Genomic DNA, 16,438 nt, shown 5'->3' with positions numbered 1-16,438 from the left:
CGAACGGGGAAAGTTGCTGGGAGAGCTGTCAGGTCTGGAACCCGTCGCGGACGTCAACGCCGCGGTGACGGGATCAGGCCGAAATCGAGGTGACGCGGATCTTCGCCAGGCTCTGACGATGACCGTTCAGGCGACGATAGCCCTTGCGCCGGGTCTTCTTGAAGATCAGCACCCGACGGGTGCGGACCAGGTCGACGACCTCGGCCGTGACCTTCGCGCCGGCAACGACCGGGGCGCCGATCTTCACGCCATCGGCGGTGCCGACCATCAGCGGCTCGAACTCGACCGTCGCGCCCGGCTCGACGCCCAGCGTCTCCACGGCGATGACGTCGTTCTCCGCGACCTTGTACTGCTTGCCGCCCGTCTTGATGACCGCGAACATGATCGATCTTCCCGATAGTCGTCATCACGCCGCCCATCCGGTGGTCCGCCGTCAGGCGGTCCGCCCGGCCGGCTCGCGGCGCGGAACAGTTGGAGTGGTTACACCCGCGGGTCACCCGCCGATCGGTTTCCCCGGCACCGCTCGGGCAGTGACCTGCCGTCTGCGATCATCGGGTGTCCCGCCTCGGGTTGCGGACGAAAGCGACCGGGTCGGCGCCGACTGTGAGATCGCCGCCGCTGCCCGGGACCCCGCGACTATATGTGTCGCGCGTCCTTTGTCAACAGCGACGGGCAGATAACCGACCCGCCGGAACCGCCCTGCAACCTCCGTTGGCACGTCGAGACGACGGATCCTCGGGATCTGTTGCATTGCCGCAGCACTTGGCTATGCTCATGCGGCACGAGCTGCACCGGCGCGCGAGAGTGGCGGAATCGGTAGACGCAGTCGACTCAAAATCGACCACCGAAAGGTATGGGGGTTCGAGTCCCCCCTCTCGCACCACGAATTTGCCGCCGCCCGCGGGTCGGGCGGCCCCGGTCAGGCGGGGCCGGCGCCCACCCCGAACCTCTCCCGATACGCCGCCGGCGTCAGTCCGGTGATCCGCTGGAACAGTTTGCGGAAGGATGCCGGGTCTTCGTAACCGGCCTCCCAGGCGATGCGGTCGACGGTGTCGGCGCTTCGTTCCAGCCGTTCGCGGGCGCGGGTGATGCGCAGATGCTGGCAGTACTCGACGGGCCTGAGGCCCGTGGCCTTGCGGAAGCGGCGCAGGAAGGTGCGTTCCTCCAGCCCTGCCCGTGCCGCCAGATCGGGCAGCCGCACCTCGCGCGCCCCCGTTGCCTGCAGCCAGTGCTGGACCTTCAGGATCGCCGCATCGCCATGGTCCAGCCTGGGTACGAACAGGCTGTAGGCGCGCTGTTCGCGGCCGGGCGGGTCGATCAGCAGGAAGCGGGCGGTGCGCACCATCAGCGCCGGCCCCAGCAGGCGGGCGATCAGCGCCAGGCCCAGATCGGTCCACGACATCACCCCGCCCGCGGTCATCAGATCGCCGTCGTCGATCAGCAGCCGGGCGGTATCGACCCGGATGGCCGGGAAGCGGCTGGCGAAGTGGTCGTGATAATTCCAGTGGGTGGTGGCCGGGCGGCCGTCGAGCAGCCCGGTTTCGGCCAGCAGGAAGGCGCCGGCGCAGACCGAGCACAGCACGGCGCCGTCACCATGGCGGGCGGTCAGCCAGCGGGCCAGCGGTGCGGCGGCTTCGGGCGAGATCGGCGCCGCCAGGCTGGGCGGCAGGATCAGGGCCGCCGGCCGGCCGGGGCGGCCGGGATGGCTGTCGAAGACCCGCCGTACCGCACCGGCCGCATCGGCCTGCCAGTGGCTGAGGCGGAGCGCCGGCCCCGCAGGCTGATCTTCCGCGCGCAGCCGGTCGGCGATCAGGATCAGATCGCCGAGCCCGTGGATCGCTGCCTGCTGGACCTCGGGATAGAGCAGGAGGCCGATTTCGATCAGCTCCGGCAGGGCCTCGGCCATTTGTCGGTTTTGCCTCTCTGAATGTCGGTTCCGCCAATCCACAGCCTGCCTGCATCCCGCTAGCCTGTCCATCACTGCCCGGGCGCGTCCGGGCGGAATCCCCTGTCAGGAGGCAGCCATCATGGGCAAGCGCGCCCTCGTCGTGATCGACGTCCAGAACGACTATTTCCCGGGCGGCCGCTGGCCGCTGGTCGGCATCGAGGCCGCGGCGGCCAATGTCGCCCGGCTGATCGCCACCTTCCGCGCGGCGGGCGAGCCGGTGATCCATGTCCGCCACGAATTTGCCGGTGAGGGCGCCCCCTTCTTCGCGGCAGGCTCCGACGGTGCCCGCATCCATGACAGCGTCAGCCCGGCAGAGGGCGAGCCGGTGGTGCTGAAGCACTTCCCCAATGCCTTCCGCGAGACCGGGCTCGATGCGCTGCTGCGCGAGATGGGCGTGGATCAGGTCGTGATCGCCGGCGCCATGAGCCATATGTGCATCGATGCCGGTGCCCGCGCCGCCCGCGATCTGGGCTTCGAGGTCACCGTCGCCCACGATGCCTGCGCCACCCGCGACCAGGAATTCGGTGGCGTGACGGTCCCGGCCGCCCAGGTCCATGCGGCCTTCATGGCGGCGTTGGGTTTTGCCTATGCCAATGTCGTGGCGACCGGCGAGCTGGCAGACTGACCGAAGCCGGTCCGTCCCCCTTGGTCAGTGGCAGTCTTTGGCAATTTATGCCAAAATCTTCCCGAACTGAGGGGGTATGGCCATGGCGACGATGAATGTGTCGGTCACCGACCAGATGAAGATCTGGGTGGAAGGACAGGTCGAGAGCGGGCGGTACGGAAACGCCAGCGACTATATAAGAGACCTCATCCGACGGGATCAGGAACGCAGGGCCGCACTTGCCGACATCCAGCGCCTGATAGACGAGGGATTGGCGAGCGGCAGCAGCGGCCTGTCCATGCAGGACGTGCTGACGGAAGCTCGGCGGCGGGCTGCTCTGTCGGCAGACAATGGGCTATGAGCTTTCGCGTGCTGCGGTAGAAGATATCCTCGCCGCTTACGCCTACGGAATGGCTCAATTCGGCGTCCGTCAGGCGGAAGACTATCAGGCGGGCCTTTCGCGCCTTCTGCTTTTGATCGGGGAGCATCCGGAAATGGGGCGGGTCCGCCCCGAGTTCAGGCCGCCGGTCCGTATGCTGGGGTATCGCCGTCACGTGATCGTCTATACGCGACGGCCGGACGGGAACGTGTTCGTTCTGCGCCTCCTCCACGGGCGGCAGGATATCGAGCGTCTTCTCGCAGACCTCTGAGTCCCCACCCTCACCCCCTGACCGCCACCACCATCGATCCCACCAGCAGAACCGCCAGCACCAGATTGACCGCCCGCGACACCCGCGGCCGGCGGAGCAGGCGGGCGAAGCCGGCGCCGAGCAGCAGCCAGACGACATGGCTGGCGAAGATCGAGGCCGCCAGGATCAGGATCCGCGGCCCGATCTCGCCCGGTGTGGTGCCGGTGCCCGCGAAGAGGGCAGCGAAGGCGAGCCAGGCCTTGGGGTTGGTGACCGCCAGCACCACGCCGCCGGCCGGCCCCGGCGGGCGGCTGCCGGCCTCGGGTACGCCCGGGGGCGGGGCGGTGGCGATGCGCAGGGCCAGGTACAGGATGTAGCCGGCCGATATGATCAGCAGGATGGTCGCCACGGCCGGCTCCGCCAGCAGCAGCGAGGCGAGGCCGGCGGCGACTGCCGCCATAACCGAGATCGTCCCGAGCGCGCTGCCCAGGGCATAGGGCACGGCCCGGGCCAGACCGAAGGCGCTGCCGGTTGCCGTCATGGCGATGGTGCTGGGGCCCGGGCTGAAGGTGATCGCGAGGCTTGCGGCGGCAAATCCGGCAAGCTCGGGCAGGGCGGCAGGCCCGGGCAGGGCGAGGCTGGAGAGAGCGGCCATCGATCCGGCTCCTGTACGCTGAACGAAGACGGGGGTAGTATGGCAGTATGACTGACCTATCTGCCAACCCTGGACCAGAGGCCCCGCTGCCGGGGCTGGATGCGGCTCCCGCCGCCGAGGCGGGGGTGCGGCTGCGCATGGGCGCAGGGGCGCCGGGCGTCGAGCGGCTGGCCGCGGCCTTCGACGGCCGGGCCTTCGCGCCCCATCGCCACGACACCTATGCGATCGGCATCACCACCCATGGCGTGCAGAGCTTCCGCTATCGCGGTGCCCGCAGGGCCTGTCTTGCCGGGCAGATGCATGTGCTCCATCCCGACGAGATGCATGACGGGGCCGCCGGTGCGCCCGGTGGCTTCGGCTATCGCATCCTCTATGTCGACCCGGCGCTGATCCTGGCGGCGCTGGACGGTCGGCCGCTGCCTTTCATCGCCGATCCGGTGGTGGGCGCGACGGCGATCGATCCGGTCCTGTTGCAGGGGCTGGCCGATCTGGATGCGCCGCTGGGAGACATAGAGAGCGCCGAACTGGTCGGCGGTCTGGCGGATATGCTGGGCCGGCTGGATGGTTCCATCCCGCAAGCGGCCCCGGGCGGCCGGCTGCCGGTCGCGGCGCTGGAGCGGGTGCGCCGGCTGATCGCCGACGATCCCGCCACTCGCCACACCGCCGCTGCCCTGGAAGCCGTTTCGGGCCTGGATCGCTGGACGCTGGCCCGTCAGTTCCGGCGCGCCTTCGGCACCAGCCCCAGCCGCTATCGCACCATGCGCCAGCTGGACCTCGCCCGGGCGGCGATGAGGCGGGGCATGGCGCTGTCGGAAGCCGCGCTGGACGCGGGTTTCGCGGATCAGAGCCATATGAGCCGCGCCTTCAAGCGCGGCTACGGCCTGACCCCTGCCCGCTGGGCCGGGGCGGTCGCGGCGCGCTGAGCCGCCGTCCGGGCCTGGATCGCCTTCACCACCGCCGCCATGTCGAGGCCGTCATGGCCGGCGGCGAGCGTCTCGCCGAACAGGCTGTGGCAGATGTCGAGAACCGGCGAGGCGATCTCAGCCGCCCGGGCCGCTTCGGCCACCAGTCGCGCATTCTTGAACACATCCGGAATCGATGCCTGGACGCCGTAGTCGCCGGCCCGCAGCTTGGCGAGCTTCATCCGCGACACCGCACTTGCCATCGGACCTGCATCCAGCACCTCGACGAAGCGGTCGAGATCGAGCCCATGGCCTTCGGCGAAATGGAAGGCTTCGGCGAGCCCGGTGACCATGGTGATCAGGAACAGGTTGACCGCCAGCTTCATCTGCAGCGCCTGGGGCACGGCGCCGCAGGCGACGGTCTGGCGGCACATCGGCGCCAGCAGCGGCTCGACCCGCGCCACGTCTTCGGGCGCACCGGCCAGCATGGCGACCAGTTGCCCGGCCTCGGCCGGCGCGCGAGAGCCGGAGACCGGCGCCTCGACATAGCGCCCGCCGGCGGTGCGGATTTCGGCCGCAAGGGCGCTGGAATAATCGGCCGGCAGGGTGCCCATGTTGACGATCACATGGCCTGCGACATTGGTCCGGAAATGCGCGACGCTGCGGCCCAGAACCAGATCGGTCGAGGCCTCGTCGATCATCATCAGAATGACGACATCGGCGCGGCGAAAGACCTCGTCCGGGCTTGCCGCCACTTGGGCACCGGCCGCGGCCAGGGCGTCGCATTTCTCCCGCGTGCGGTTCCACACCACCAGCGGCGTGCCGGCGCGCGCCAGGTTGAGCGCCATCGGCTGGCCCATCACGCCGAGCCCGATGAATCCGACGGTTTCGGTCATCTCGTCCTCCCGATCCGGGGCGGCCTTCGATGCCGGGGCCGCCAGTCGTGAGGAGGCTAGGGGAGGTCAGGGGCCGGCGTCTTGAACGGTTGTGACATCACCTGCCGAGACCGGGTGCAGGCGGCGCCAGCCGCTCTCCCGGGCCCGCCGTCTACAGATCTTCGACCTTCACGACGACGTCCATGACCGGCCGGTCGACATCCGCGCCGGCGAAACTTCCCGCGATCGGCAGGATCTGCTGGATATTGCGGGCCACCGCGACCGGGATCAGATTGGCAGAGCCGACCGCGCGATTGGTCGGGTCGAACGGGATCCAGCCGGCGCCGGGCACGAAGACCTCGGCCCAGGCATGCGTGGATCCGGCCGCCGCCGATCCCAGCTGATCACCGGCCGGATCGTAGAGATAACCCGAGACGAGCCGCGCCCCGAATCCCAGCGTTCTTGCCGCTTCGGTGAACAGCACGGCAAAATCGCGGCAGGATCCCCGCCCCCTGTCCAGGGTTTCGAGCGGCCCCTGCGTGCCCTCGGTTTCGCGGCTTTCATAGGCGATCCGGGCGGCAACGCCGTTGCTGAGGTCTTTCAGCAACGACAGGGTGTCGGTCGGCCTGCTCATCACGAAACCTTCGACCCAGTCGGACAGCCGTCCCGTCGCATCGACATATTGGGGCACCGCAAGTGCGCCCAGATCCGTCCAGTCGTCTGCGGCATAGAGGAACGGATAGCTGATCGCGGAGGCTGCGATCGGAAAGACCGGCCAGGCCGGCGCGCACAGTTCCATGACCGTCCGGGCCTGGATCGTCAGCGTGTCGGACGGGGTCTCGAACGTGGTGGATGCCACGGCATTCCCCGCGACGTCGTGCGACCAGTCCACGCGGGCTGTCGGAGAAATGTCGAGATCGAAGGCAAGCAGCCTGTGCTCCCGGCTCTCGCGCGGCCGGAGCATCAGCCTGTGGGGCCCCAGCGTGACGGCACGGTCGTACTGATAGGACGTCATATGCGTAATTCTGACCCGCTGGTCCGGGCCCGCGGCGGCGGCCTGTCGACGGTCGCTTCCTTCGGCCATGAATTCTGCTCCTCGCGTCTTCAGGCGGGTCGGTGTCTCGCAAGCACCTTACCGCAGGGATCCGGCCCGGATAGCCGTCATCTTGGCGAAAGGCCGGCGTCACGCCGGATCGGGCCAGGCCCCCGCATCCTTGACCGAGCTGTAGACGAAGATCGATTCGATCGAGGTGATCCCCTCGATATCGTGCAGGCGGTTGCGGACGAAATCCTCATAGGCCGCGAGGTCGGCCACCATCACCCGCAGCAGATAATCCGACTTGCCGGTGACCAGATGGCATTCGACCACCTCGTCGATCACGCCGATCCGGCGTTCGAAGCCGTCCACCACCGCCCGGTTGTGCCGGTCCAGGCGGATATGGACGAAGGCGGTGAGGCCGAGCCCGAAGGCCTTGGCATCGACCCGGGCGCCATAGCCGCGGATGACGCCGGTCTCTTCCAGGGCGCGCACCCGGCGCAGGCAGGGCGAGGGCGACAATGCCACCCGGTCGGCCAGCTCCAGATTGGTAATCCGCCCCTCGGTCTGGAGGATGCGGACGATCTGCCGGTCCTTGTCGTCCATGGCGCTGCCTCTTCCCTGGCATATATGACCCCGATCTTGCCGATTTAGGGCGAAGATGGCAATCAAATGCCCTGAGCGAGGGCGTATCATGCCTCAAGAGACAGAGGGAGACGCCCCATGACCACCTCGCGCAGCTTTTCGACCCGTGCCATCCATTCAGGCTATGATCCGGCCGCCAATGACGGGGCGTTGACCCCGCCGCTTCATCTCACCTCCACCTTCGTGTTCGAGACCGCCGAGGCAGGTGGCGAGATGTTCGCCGGCACCCGCCCCGGCCATGTTTATTCCCGCATCTCCAACCCCACCCTCGACCTGCTGGAGCGCCGCATGGCCGATCTGGAAGGAGCGGAGGCGGGGCTGGCGCTGGCGTCGGGCATGGGGGCGATCACCGCAACGCTCTGGACGCTGGTCTCGCCGGGGGACGAGGTGATCGTCGACCGCACGCTCTATGGCTGCACCTTCGCCTTCATGCGCCACGGCCTGGCGCGTTTCGGGGTGACCATCACCCATGTCGACCTGACCGACCCCGAAAACCTTGCCGCCGCCATCGGCCCGCGCACCCGGGTGGTGTATTTCGAAACCCCGGCCAATCCGAATATGCGGCTGGTCGACATCCGCCGCGTGTCGGAGATCGCCCGTGCCGCGGGTGCCGTGACCGTGGTCGACAACACCTATGCCACGCCCCGTCTTACCCGGCCGATCGAGCTTGGCGCCGATCTGGTGGTGCATTCGGCGACCAAATATCTGGGCGGCCATGGCGATCTGGTGGCGGGGCTGGTGGTCGGTGATGCCGAAACCGTTGGCCGGATCCGGCTGGAGGGGCTGAAGGACATGACCGGCGCGGTGATGGCGCCGTTCAACGCCATGCTGATCCTGCGCGGGCTCAAGACCCTGTCGCTGCGCATGGAGCGTCATTCGGCGAGCGCGCTTGCGGTGGCGCAGATGCTGAATACCCATCCGGCCGTGGCGTCGGTCTGGTATCCGGGACTGGCGGATTTCCCGCAGCACGATCTGGCCCGGCGCCAGATGGCGCTGCCGGGCGGGATGATCGCCTTCGAACTGACCGGCGGGCTTGCGGCCGGGCGCGAGACCATGAACCGGCTGGGGTTGATCGGCCGGGCCGTGTCGCTGGGCGATGCCGAAAGCCTGATCCAGCATCCGGCGTCCATGACCCATTCGACCTACACGCCCGAGGAGCGCGCCGCCTATGGCATTTCCGACGGGCTGATCCGGCTTTCGGTCGGCCTGGAGGATCCTGAGGACCTGCTGGAGGATCTGGAGCAGGCCCTGCCGCGGCCGGCGCTGCGGCGGCAGAGCGCCTGAGGCTGCGGATCACTCAGGTTGTATAGGTAAGCTGGCGGCTCCTCCGGGGGCCGCCGGCTGTTTTTGTCAGTAGCTGCTCTCCAGCCGGTAGCGGGTGCCGGGGTAGAGCAGGCGCACCGCCGTCACCACCCGCGCGCCCGACCAGGTCCGCCTGCGGACCATCAGGCACGGTTCGGTCCGGGCGATGGCGAGCAGCCGGCATTCCCAGGCTTTGGGCAGGATCGCCTCCACCGACTGTTCGGTGCGCGTGATCGGGGCGAGCGCCGTCAGATAGGCATTGGGCGTGGTGCTCCGGAAATCCTGGCCAAGATAATCCGGCGCCACCGCCGGGTTGACGAAGCGGTCCTCGATCTGGATCGGCACATCGTCCTCGCGATGGACGATCACGGTGTGGAAGACCTCGGCCCCCATCGCCACCTCCAGCGCGTCGGCAAGGTCGGGGCCGCAATTTTCCGCCTGGCTCAAGGTGATGGCGACCGTGTGGGCCGCGCCGCGCTCGGCGATTTCATCGGCGATGTTGCGCACGCCCAGAAAGGGCGCGCTGCGCTTCGCAGGCGCCACGAAGGATCCCTTGCCCTGAATGCGCAGGATCACACCTTCCGCCGCCAGCTCACGGAGGGCGCGATGCGCGGTCATCCGGCTCACCCCCATCTCCTCGACCAGCTCGTTTTCCGACGGCACCCGGTGATTGGCCGGCCAGTCGCCGCTGGCGATGCGCGATTTGATCCGCGCCTTCAGCTGCTCGTAAAGCGGCAGCTCGCGCAGCCCGTCTTCGCCGGCCGGGGTCGGCCGGGTCGCCTCGATCTGGACGCCGATCTGGGTCATGGGGGGCTGCCTGTATGGTGGGCATGCGCGAAGTTGCATGTTTTTCGACCATACAGGATTGCGTCCCTTCGGGAAATGGGTCATCTTGCATATACAACTTGCCTGTGGCGCTCCGGGGAACGACGGGGGGCGCGCGGGCCAAAGCGCACCCCCGGCCCGGCGGCCCCTGTCCGTGCGGCCCGGCGAGGAGGCGACGACCGAAGATCCTGACCGGGTACGCCAAGCAATAAAGGGAACGCACGGTGTCGAATTTCACCTTCACCACGCTCAAGCTCGCGCTCGCCACCACGGCCGCCGTGTTCGCGGTCTCCACCGGCAGCGCCCAGGCCTCGTATTGCGGGGACGGCAAGACCGTCACCTTTGCCGGCATCGACTGGGAAAGCGGTGCCTTCATCACCGAGGTGATGAAGACCATCCTGTCCGAAGGCTATGGCTGCGCCGTGGATGCGATCCCCGGCAATTCGGTGACGCTGGAACAGGCGACCGCCAATAACGACGTCCAGATCTTCGCCGAGGAATGGATCGGCCGCAGCGACGTCTGGAACAACGCTGCCGCCGCCGGCCAGGTGGTGTCGGTCGGCAAGACCTTCGTCGGCGCCAGCGAGGGCTGGTATGTCCCGGCCTATATGGTCAAGGGCGACACCACCCGCGGCATCGCCCCCACCGCGCCCAAGCTGGAGACGGTGGAGCAGCTCAAGGATCCGGCGATCGTGAAGCTGTTCACCGACCCGGAGGAGCCGTCCAAGGGCCGCTTCCTGAACTGCCCCTCGGGCTGGACCTGCGAGGGCGTCAACACCGCCAAGCTCCAGGCTTACAAGCTCACCGACGACTATGTGAATTTCCGCCCCGGCACCGGCACCGCGCTGGATGCGGCGATCTCGGCCGCCTATCTGCGCGGCGAGCCGATCCTGTTCTACTACTGGACGCCGACCGCGATCATGGGCAAGTACGATCTGGTCCAGCTGAAGGAACCGGCCTATGACGAGGCCTGCTGGACCGAGCTGACCAGCGCCACCGGCAAGCGCGACCGCGGCTGCGCCTTCCCGGCGGTCGAGGTCGCCTATGGCCTGAACGCCGATTTCGCCAAGGCGGCGCCCGAGATCGTCGAGATGCTGGAGAAGGCGACCTTCCCGCTGGCCGAGGTGAATGCCAGCCTCGCCTACATGGTCGACGAAAAGGCCGATGCCGAGGCTGCCGCGAAGCGCTTCCTGGCGACCAAGGGCGATGTCTGGGGCGGCTGGGTTCCGGCCGAGGCCCGGGCGAAGATCGAGGCGGCGGTGAAGTAAGGGGCCGCGCCTCGCCCGCAGCCTCCATCCCTGCCTCTCGCACGGTCCGCCGCCGGCCCCCGCCCGGCGGCGGGGCCGCGCCATCCTCCGCTTCACCCGCGGCAAGGAAGCCAGCCCATGTTCCCTGAGTCCCTGCACATCTCCATTCGCGGGCCGATCAACGACTTCGTCCGGATGCTGGTGGTCGATTACGGCTTCGTGTTCAAGGCCGTGTCGAACGTCATCCTCCAGGGCATCCTGGTCATCGAGCAGATCCTGCGCGGCCTGCCCTGGTGGGTGGTGTTCCTGGTGTTCACGGGGCTCGCCTGGCAGGCGACCCGCCGGATCGCACCGACGGTGATGATCGCCGCGATGCTGCTGGTCGTGGGCGTGCTCGGGCTCTGGGATCTGACCATGCAGACGCTGGCCCTGATGCTGATGGCGACCCTGGTCTCGGTGGTCATCGGCATCCCCGTCGGTATCTGGGTCGCCAAAAGCCGGATCATGCGCGGCATCACCCTGCCGGTGCTCGACGTGATGCAGACCATGCCGAGCTTCGTCTATCTGATCCCGGCGATCATGCTCTTCGGCCTGGGCAAGGTGCCGGCCGTGCTGGCCACGATCATCTATGCCGTGCCGCCGCTGATCCGCCTCACCGATCTGGGCATCCGTCAGGTCGACCGCGAGGTGATCGAGGCGGCGCAGGCCTTCGGCGGCAGCCCGCGCCAGATCCTGTTCGGGGTGGAACTGCCGCTGGCCACGCCGACCATCATGGCCGGCCTCAATCAGACGATCATGATGGCCCTGTCGATGGTGGTGGTCGCCTCGATGATCGGTGCCCGCGGCCTGGGCGAGCAGGTGCTGAACGGCATTCAGACGCTCGATGTCGGCAAGGGGCTGGAAGCCGGGCTCGGCATCGTGATCCTGGCCATCGTGCTCGACCGCATCACCCAGGGCTTCGGCCGGCCGCGCAACGAGGACGCCCGTCATGGCTGAGATCGAGATCCGCAATGTCTACAAGATCTTCGGCCGCGATACCGGCACGGCTCTGAAGCTTGTCAAGGACGGGCTCGACAAGGCCGAGGTGCTGGCCCGCACCGGCTGCAGCGTCGGTCTCGACGATGTCAGCCTGACGATCGGTGCCGGCCGGATCTTCGTGATCATGGGGCTGTCGGGCTCGGGCAAGTCGACCCTGGTCCGCCACATCAACCGGCTGATCGAGCCCACCGCCGGCGAGGTCCGCTTCGACGGCCGCAACATCCTGGATCTGGGGGCGAAGGCGCTCAGGGATTTCCGCACCCACCGGGTCAGCATGGTGTTCCAGAGCTTCGGGCTGATGCCGCATCGCACCGTGCTGCAGAACGTCGTCTATGGCCAGCGGGTGCGTGGCCTGTCGCGCGCCGAGGCCCGGCCGATCGGCATGCAGTGGATCGAGGCGGTCGGTCTCTCGGGTTATGAAGACAAATATCCGCACCAGCTGTCGGGCGGCATGAAACAGCGCGTGGGTCTGGCCCGGGCGCTGGCCGCCGATACCGACGTGATCCTGATGGACGAGGCCTTCTCGGCGCTGGATCCGCTGATCCGCACCGACATGCAGGACCAGCTGCTTCAGCTGCAACAGAACCTCGCCAAGACCATCGTCTTCATCACCCATGATCTGGACGAGGCGCTGCGCATCGGCTCGGAGATCGCGATCCTGAAGGATGGCCGCCTGGTTCAGGTCGGCAGCCCCGACGAGATCCTGACCAATCCCGCCAATGACTATGTCGCCCGTTTCGTCCAGCGCCGGACCGGAGGTGGACATGACTGATCCCATGCAGGATCCGGCCGCGCCGGACGGCTTCCTTTCCGGGGACGTGACCGCGGAGGCGCTCGTGCAGGCGAACCGCATCATCCTCGACCGCGTCCTCGGCTGGCGCGATCTCGCCTCCATTGCCGAAGGGGCCGGGCTGGAGCTGTCGCCCGCTGCCTGGGCGCGGATCGAGGCGGCACGCCGGGTGGTCGACGCCCTGGTCGACCGTGGCATCCGCGGCTATGGCATCAACACCGGTGTCGGCGCGCTCTGCGACGTGATCATCGACCGCTCCGCCCAGCAGAGCCTGTCGCGCAACATCCTGTTCAGCCATGCCTGCGGCGTGGGCGAACCTTTGGGTGAGGCCGAGACCCGGGCGATCATGGCGGCCCAGATCGCCAATTTTGCCCATGGTCACTCGGGCGTGCGGCCGCAGACGGTCGAGGTATTGCTGGCGCTGCTCAATGCCAACATCCTGCCGGTGATCCCGTCGCGCGGCTCCGTCGGCTACCTGACCCATGCGGCCCAGATCGGGCTGGTGCTGATCGGCCATGGCACGGCCCGCCACGGGACCGAGCTGCTGACCGGCCGCGAGGCGCTGGCCAGGATCGGGCTGGAGCCGCTGGTGCTGGAGGCCAAGGAAGGTCTCAGCCTGGTCAACGGCACACCCTGTGCCACCGGCCTCGCCTGTCTGGCGCTCTCCCGCATGGACCGGGCGATGGACTGGGCGGATGCCGCGGCGACGCTGGCTTACGAGAATCTGGGCGCCCAGGCGGGGGCCTTCGCGCCGGCACCGCTGGCGCTGCGCACCTCCCCGGGCCTGCAGACTGTCGGCGCCAGGCTCGATGCCTGGCTTGCCGGCAGCGAGCTGCTGGCCGCCGCCGCCGGCAGCCGCACCCAGGATCCGCTGAGCCTGCGCGCCGTCCCCCAGATCCATGGTGCGGTGCGCGACCAGGTGGAGCAGCTGGCGGTGGTGGTCGATCGGGAGCTTGCCAGCGTCACCGACAACCCGGCGGTGTCGGGCACACCCGAGGCACCCGAGGTGCATTCCCAGGCGCATGCCGTGGGTGCGGCGCTGGGTCTTGCCATGGACGGGCTGGCGGTGGCGGCGGCAGAGCTTGCCGCGATTTCGGAACGCCGGGTCGACCGGCTGGTCAACCCGCTGGTCAGCCGGCTGCCGGCCTTCCTTGCCGGCGACAGCGGGGTGTGTTCGGGCTTCATGATCGCCCAGTACACCGCCGCGGCGCTGGCTGCCGAATGCCGGCGGCTCGCCGCCCCGGCCAGCCTGGATGGTGGCATCACCTCGGCGCTTCAGGAAGACATCCTGACCCACGCCACCCCGGCCGCGGGCAAGGCGCTGGCGGTGCTCGACAATCTTGAGCGCATCCTGGCGATCGAGCTGCTGGCCGCCGCCCAGGCCTATGATCTGCAACCCCCGGCCCTCGCCCGGGCGCCGCGCACCGACGCGCTCTATCGCCGCATCCGGGCACGCGTGGCCCCCTATGCCGACGACCGGCCGCTCAACGGCGATTTCGCCGCCCTGCACACCATCCTCAGGACCACCCGTCCCTGACGGCGATGTCCGCCTTTCAGCCCCTGCCGCCCCCAGACCGACCCGGCCTACACTTCGCCCGAGGAGCACATCCGATGAGCAATCCGCGCCACAACATCCGCGAGATCAGGGCGCCGCGCGGACCCGAGATCAGCGCCCGGAGCTGGCTGACCGAGGCCCCGCTCCGCATGCTGATGAACAACCTCGATCCGGACGTCGCCGAGAACCCCAACGAACTGGTGGTCTATGGCGGCATCGGCCGCGCCGCCCGCACCTGGGCGGATTTCGACCGGATCGCGGCCACGCTGCGCACGCTTTCGGATGACGAAACCCTGCTGGTCCAGTCGGGCAAGCCGGTGGGCGTGTTCCGCACCCACAAAGATGCGCCCCGGGTGCTGATCGCCAATTCCAACCTGGTGCCGCATTGGGCGACCTGGGACCATTTCAACGAACTGGACCGCAAGGGCCTGGCCATGTACGGCCAGATGACCGCCGGATCCTGGATCTATATCGGCACCCAGGGCATCGTTCAGGGCACCTACGAGACCTTCGTCGAAGCCGGCCGCCAGCATTATGACGGCAATCTGCAGGGCCGCTGGATCCTGACCGGCGGGCTCGGCGGCATGGGCGGCGCCCAGCCGCTGGCGGCGGTGATGGCCGGCGCCTGCTGCCTGGCGGTGGAGTGCAACCCCGACTCGATCGATTTCCGCCTCCGCACCCGCTATCTGGATGCGAAGACGGAATCGCTCGACGAGGCGCTGGAGATGATTCGGGTCTGGACCGGGGCCGGCGAGGCGAAATCGGTCGGTCTGCTCGGCAATGCCGCCGAGATTCTGCCCGAACTGGTCCGCCGCGGCGTCCGCCCCGACATCGTCACCGACCAGACCTCGGCCCATGATCCGATCAACGGCTATCTGCCGATCGGCTGGAACATGGCCGAATGGCGGGCGAAGCGCGAGAGCGACCCCAAGGCGGTGGAAGCGGCGGCACGGGCCTCGATGAAGGTCCATGTCCAGGCGATGCTCGACTTCTGGAACCAGGGCGTGCCGACCCTCGACTATGGCAACAACATCCGCCAGGTCGCGAAGGATGAGGGGCTGGAAAACGCCTTCGCCTTCCCGGGCTTTGTGCCGGCCTATATCCGCCCGCTCTTCTGCCGCGGCGTCGGCCCGTTCCGCTGGGCAGCGCTCTCCGGCGATCCGGAAGACATCTACAAGACCGATGCCAAGGTGAAGGAGCTGCTGCCCGACAACGCCCATCTCCACCGCTGGCTGGACATGGCGCGGGAGCGCATCTCCTTCCAGGGTCTGCCGGCGCGGATCTGCTGGGTCGGCCTGGGCGATCGTCACCGTCTTGGTCTCGCCTTCAACGAGATGGTCGCGAAGGGCGAGCTGAAGGCACCGGTGGTGATCGGCCGCGACCATCTGGATTCGGGGTCGGTCGCCAGCCCCAACCGCGAGACCGAGGCGATGAAGGACGGCTCGGATGCGGTGTCGGACTGGCCGCTGCTGAATGCCCTGCTCAACTGCGCGAGCGGCGCCACCTGGGTCAGCCTCCATCATGGCGGCGGCGTGGGTATGGGCTTTTCGCAGCATTCGGGTATGGTCGTCGTCTGTGACGGTACCGAGGATGCGGCGCGCCGGGTGGAGCGGGTTCTGTGGAACGACCCTGCGACCGGCGTGATGCGCCATGCCGATGCCGGCTATGACATCGCGCTCGACTGCGCCCGCGAACAGGGGCTGCGTCTGCCCGCGATCCTGGGGAACTGAGACCGGCCGTCGGCGGCCGGGCAAGACGGAGGAACGGTCATGGCCCCGATGCGTCTGCTGCCTGCGGCCGGACATCGGCGCATGCCCTGGAAGAACGGCGGCGGCGAGACCGTGGAAATCGCGATCTCGCCCGCCGATGCCGGGCTCGACGGCTTTGACTGGCGGTTGAGCATGGCGACCGTCGCCACCGACGGGCCGTTCTCGATCTTCCCCGGCATCGACCGGTCGCTCGCGGTGATCCGGGGCGCGGGGATGGAGCTGTCGGTGGCAGGGGTGGGCAGCTGCAGCCTGGACCCCGCCGCCGAGCCCTTCGCCTTCCCCGCCGATCAGCCCACCACCGCCCGGCTGATCGACGGGCCGATCACCGATCTCAACCTGATGACCCGGCGGGCGGGATTCGTCCACGAAATGGAGCGGATGCGGGTCGCCGGCCCCGTCGATCTGGCCGTGGTGTCCGAGATCGTGCTGCTGCTGTGCGTCAGCGGTCAGGTCGGCGTGCAGATCCGGGGCGAAACGGTCGATCTTGCACCGCTCGACGCCCTGCTCATCGACCGCCGCGGCCTGGCCGAGGCCGGCGGGGTCAATGGCGAGGGTCTGCTGATGGTCTGCCGGATCCGCGAGCGCATGCCGGCCTGAGGCGCGGGGTTTGCCCGGCGC

The 16,438-nt window shown here is 68.4% G+C and carries 18 protein-coding genes and 1 tRNA gene; 12 read left to right on the top strand and 7 right to left on the bottom strand.

Annotated features, from left to right (window positions below; genetic code table 11):
- Window positions 1-73: 73 nt before the first annotated feature.
- A complete protein-coding gene (rplU, locus tag TMO_RS14945) occupies window positions 74-382 on the bottom strand; it encodes a 50S ribosomal protein L21 (protein ID WP_014746480.1) in 309 nt (102 codons plus the stop codon).
- A gap of 416 nt (window positions 383-798) precedes the next feature.
- On the opposite strand from rplU, the gene TMO_RS14940 reads away from it, so the two are divergent.
- Window positions 799-883, top strand: a tRNA-Leu gene (locus TMO_RS14940).
- Window positions 884-919: 36 nt separating this feature from the next.
- Here TMO_RS14940 and TMO_RS14935 read toward each other — a convergent pair.
- Window positions 920-1,906: a GlxA family transcriptional regulator gene (locus TMO_RS14935; RefSeq protein WP_014746479.1), complete on the bottom strand. Its 987-nt coding sequence runs from the start codon at window positions 1,904-1,906 to the stop codon at window positions 920-922.
- A 121-nt stretch (window positions 1,907-2,027) separates the two neighbouring features.
- On the opposite strand from TMO_RS14935, the gene TMO_RS14930 reads away from it, so the two are divergent.
- From TMO_RS14930 to TMO_RS14920, 3 genes are all read left to right on the top strand, one after another.
- Window positions 2,028-2,573: a cysteine hydrolase family protein gene (locus TMO_RS14930; protein ID WP_014746478.1), complete on the top strand. Its 546-nt coding sequence runs from the start codon at window positions 2,028-2,030 to the stop codon at window positions 2,571-2,573.
- 76 nt (window positions 2,574-2,649) lie between these two features.
- Window positions 2,650-2,913: a type II toxin-antitoxin system ParD family antitoxin gene (locus TMO_RS14925; protein ID WP_014746477.1), complete on the top strand. Its 264-nt coding sequence runs from the start codon at window positions 2,650-2,652 to the stop codon at window positions 2,911-2,913.
- Window positions 2,903-3,202 carry a type II toxin-antitoxin system RelE/ParE family toxin gene (locus TMO_RS14920; RefSeq protein WP_014746476.1) on the top strand — a complete coding sequence of 100 codons (300 nt, stop codon included), beginning with the start codon at window positions 2,903-2,905 and terminating at the stop codon, window positions 3,200-3,202. Before TMO_RS14925 ends, TMO_RS14920 begins: the two co-directional genes overlap by 11 nt.
- Window positions 3,203-3,212: 10 nt before the next feature.
- Here TMO_RS14920 and TMO_RS14915 read toward each other — a convergent pair whose 3' ends face one another.
- Entirely contained in the window at window positions 3,213-3,836 is a 624-nt protein-coding gene (locus tag TMO_RS14915) for a LysE family translocator (protein WP_014746475.1), read from the bottom strand.
- Window positions 3,837-3,973: 137 nt separating this feature from the next.
- Here TMO_RS14915 and TMO_RS14910 point away from each other — a divergent pair, with 137 nt between their 5' ends.
- Window positions 3,974-4,759 carry a helix-turn-helix transcriptional regulator gene (locus tag TMO_RS14910; RefSeq protein WP_051045523.1) on the top strand — a complete coding sequence of 262 codons (786 nt, stop codon included), beginning with the start codon at window positions 3,974-3,976 and terminating at the stop codon, window positions 4,757-4,759.
- Here the strand turns inward: TMO_RS14910 and TMO_RS14905 are convergent.
- From TMO_RS14905 to TMO_RS14895, 3 genes are all read right to left on the bottom strand, one after another.
- A complete protein-coding gene (locus TMO_RS14905; RefSeq protein WP_014746473.1) occupies window positions 4,711-5,634 on the bottom strand; it encodes an NAD(P)-dependent oxidoreductase in 924 nt (307 codons plus the stop codon). The two genes, TMO_RS14910 and TMO_RS14905, sit on opposite strands and share 49 nt — an antisense overlap.
- Before the next feature lie 151 nt (window positions 5,635-5,785).
- Window positions 5,786-6,697, bottom strand: a complete 912-nt coding sequence (locus tag TMO_RS14900) for a transglutaminase family protein (RefSeq protein ID WP_014746472.1) — start codon at window positions 6,695-6,697, stop codon at window positions 5,786-5,788.
- Window positions 6,698-6,796: 99 nt separating this feature from the next.
- Window positions 6,797-7,255, bottom strand: a complete 459-nt coding sequence (locus tag TMO_RS14895; protein WP_014746471.1) for an Lrp/AsnC family transcriptional regulator — start codon at window positions 7,253-7,255, stop codon at window positions 6,797-6,799.
- Window positions 7,256-7,372: 117 nt separating this feature from the next.
- Here TMO_RS14895 and TMO_RS14890 point away from each other — a divergent pair, with 117 nt between their 5' ends.
- Complete coding sequence (locus TMO_RS14890; protein ID WP_014746470.1) at window positions 7,373-8,578, top strand: methionine gamma-lyase; 1,206 nt, start codon at window positions 7,373-7,375, stop codon at window positions 8,576-8,578.
- A gap of 66 nt (window positions 8,579-8,644) precedes the next feature.
- On the opposite strand, the gene hutC is transcribed toward TMO_RS14890, so the two are convergent.
- Window positions 8,645-9,403: a histidine utilization repressor gene (hutC, locus tag TMO_RS14885; protein ID WP_014746469.1), complete on the bottom strand. Its 759-nt coding sequence runs from the start codon at window positions 9,401-9,403 to the stop codon at window positions 8,645-8,647.
- A gap of 296 nt (window positions 9,404-9,699) precedes the next feature.
- On the opposite strand from hutC, the gene TMO_RS14880 reads away from it, so the two are divergent.
- The 6 genes from TMO_RS14880 (at window position 9,700) to TMO_RS14855 (ending at window position 16,417) form a co-directional block, all read left to right on the top strand.
- Window positions 9,700-10,689, top strand: coding sequence for an ABC transporter substrate-binding protein (locus TMO_RS14880; protein WP_322111269.1), 990 nt, complete (start codon window positions 9,700-9,702; stop codon window positions 10,687-10,689).
- A gap of 117 nt (window positions 10,690-10,806) precedes the next feature.
- The gene (locus TMO_RS14875) at window positions 10,807-11,664 is read left to right on the top strand and encodes an ABC transporter permease (RefSeq protein WP_014746467.1); all 858 of its coding nucleotides are present in this window, start codon (window positions 10,807-10,809) and stop codon (window positions 11,662-11,664) included.
- A complete protein-coding gene (locus TMO_RS14870; protein ID WP_014746466.1) occupies window positions 11,657-12,478 on the top strand; it encodes a quaternary amine ABC transporter ATP-binding protein in 822 nt (273 codons plus the stop codon). The genes TMO_RS14875 and TMO_RS14870 overlap by 8 nt, the downstream gene beginning before the upstream one ends.
- Window positions 12,471-14,033: an HAL/PAL/TAL family ammonia-lyase gene (locus tag TMO_RS14865; protein WP_228382234.1), complete on the top strand. Its 1,563-nt coding sequence runs from the start codon at window positions 12,471-12,473 to the stop codon at window positions 14,031-14,033. The genes TMO_RS14870 and TMO_RS14865 overlap by 8 nt, the downstream gene beginning before the upstream one ends.
- 74 nt (window positions 14,034-14,107) lie before the next feature.
- Window positions 14,108-15,781 carry a urocanate hydratase gene (gene hutU / locus TMO_RS14860; RefSeq protein WP_014746464.1) on the top strand — a complete coding sequence of 558 codons (1,674 nt, stop codon included), beginning with the start codon at window positions 14,108-14,110 and terminating at the stop codon, window positions 15,779-15,781.
- Window positions 15,782-15,820: 39 nt separating this feature from the next.
- On the top strand, window positions 15,821-16,417 hold the full coding sequence (locus TMO_RS14855) for a HutD family protein (protein ID WP_014746463.1): 597 nt from the start codon (window positions 15,821-15,823) through the stop codon (window positions 16,415-16,417).
- Window positions 16,418-16,438 lie beyond the last annotated feature (21 nt).

Source organism: Tistrella mobilis KA081020-065 (assembly GCF_000264455.2).
Lineage (GTDB): Bacteria > Pseudomonadota > Alphaproteobacteria > Tistrellales > Tistrellaceae > Tistrella > Tistrella mobilis.
Note: the sequence above shows the minus strand (reverse complement) of the source record. Positions and strands in the feature narration are given on the sequence as shown.

Excerpts from the sequence above, each read along its gene's own strand:
- TMO_RS14870 (WP_014746466.1), top strand. The coding sequence starts at position 11,657 with ATGGCTGAGATCGAGATCCGCAATGTCTACAAGATCTTCGGCCGCGAT.
- TMO_RS14910 (WP_051045523.1), top strand. The coding sequence starts at position 3,974 with ATGGGCGCAGGGGCGCCGGGCGTCGAGCGGCTGGCCGCGGCCTTCGAC.
- TMO_RS14855 (WP_014746463.1), top strand. The coding sequence starts at position 15,821 with ATGGCCCCGATGCGTCTGCTGCCTGCGGCCGGACATCGGCGCATGCCC.
- TMO_RS14905 (WP_014746473.1), bottom strand. The coding sequence starts at position 5,634 with ATGACCGAAACCGTCGGATTCATCGGGCTCGGCGTGATGGGCCAGCCG.
- TMO_RS14930 (WP_014746478.1), top strand. The coding sequence starts at position 2,028 with ATGGGCAAGCGCGCCCTCGTCGTGATCGACGTCCAGAACGACTATTTC.
- hutC (WP_014746469.1), bottom strand. The coding sequence starts at position 9,403 with ATGACCCAGATCGGCGTCCAGATCGAGGCGACCCGGCCGACCCCGGCC.
- TMO_RS14900 (WP_014746472.1), bottom strand. The coding sequence starts at position 6,697 with ATGGCCGAAGGAAGCGACCGTCGACAGGCCGCCGCCGCGGGCCCGGAC.
- TMO_RS14895 (WP_014746471.1), bottom strand. The coding sequence starts at position 7,255 with ATGGACGACAAGGACCGGCAGATCGTCCGCATCCTCCAGACCGAGGGG.
- TMO_RS14875 (WP_014746467.1), top strand. The coding sequence starts at position 10,807 with ATGTTCCCTGAGTCCCTGCACATCTCCATTCGCGGGCCGATCAACGAC.
- TMO_RS14935 (WP_014746479.1), bottom strand. The coding sequence starts at position 1,906 with ATGGCCGAGGCCCTGCCGGAGCTGATCGAAATCGGCCTCCTGCTCTAT.
- hutU (WP_014746464.1), top strand. The coding sequence starts at position 14,108 with ATGAGCAATCCGCGCCACAACATCCGCGAGATCAGGGCGCCGCGCGGA.
- TMO_RS14890 (WP_014746470.1), top strand. The coding sequence starts at position 7,373 with ATGACCACCTCGCGCAGCTTTTCGACCCGTGCCATCCATTCAGGCTAT.
- TMO_RS14920 (WP_014746476.1), top strand. The coding sequence starts at position 2,903 with ATGGGCTATGAGCTTTCGCGTGCTGCGGTAGAAGATATCCTCGCCGCT.
- TMO_RS14865 (WP_228382234.1), top strand. The coding sequence starts at position 12,471 with ATGACTGATCCCATGCAGGATCCGGCCGCGCCGGACGGCTTCCTTTCC.
- TMO_RS14915 (WP_014746475.1), bottom strand. The coding sequence starts at position 3,836 with ATGGCCGCTCTCTCCAGCCTCGCCCTGCCCGGGCCTGCCGCCCTGCCC.
- TMO_RS14925 (WP_014746477.1), top strand. The coding sequence starts at position 2,650 with ATGGCCATGGCGACGATGAATGTGTCGGTCACCGACCAGATGAAGATC.
- rplU (WP_014746480.1), bottom strand. The coding sequence starts at position 382 with ATGTTCGCGGTCATCAAGACGGGCGGCAAGCAGTACAAGGTCGCGGAG.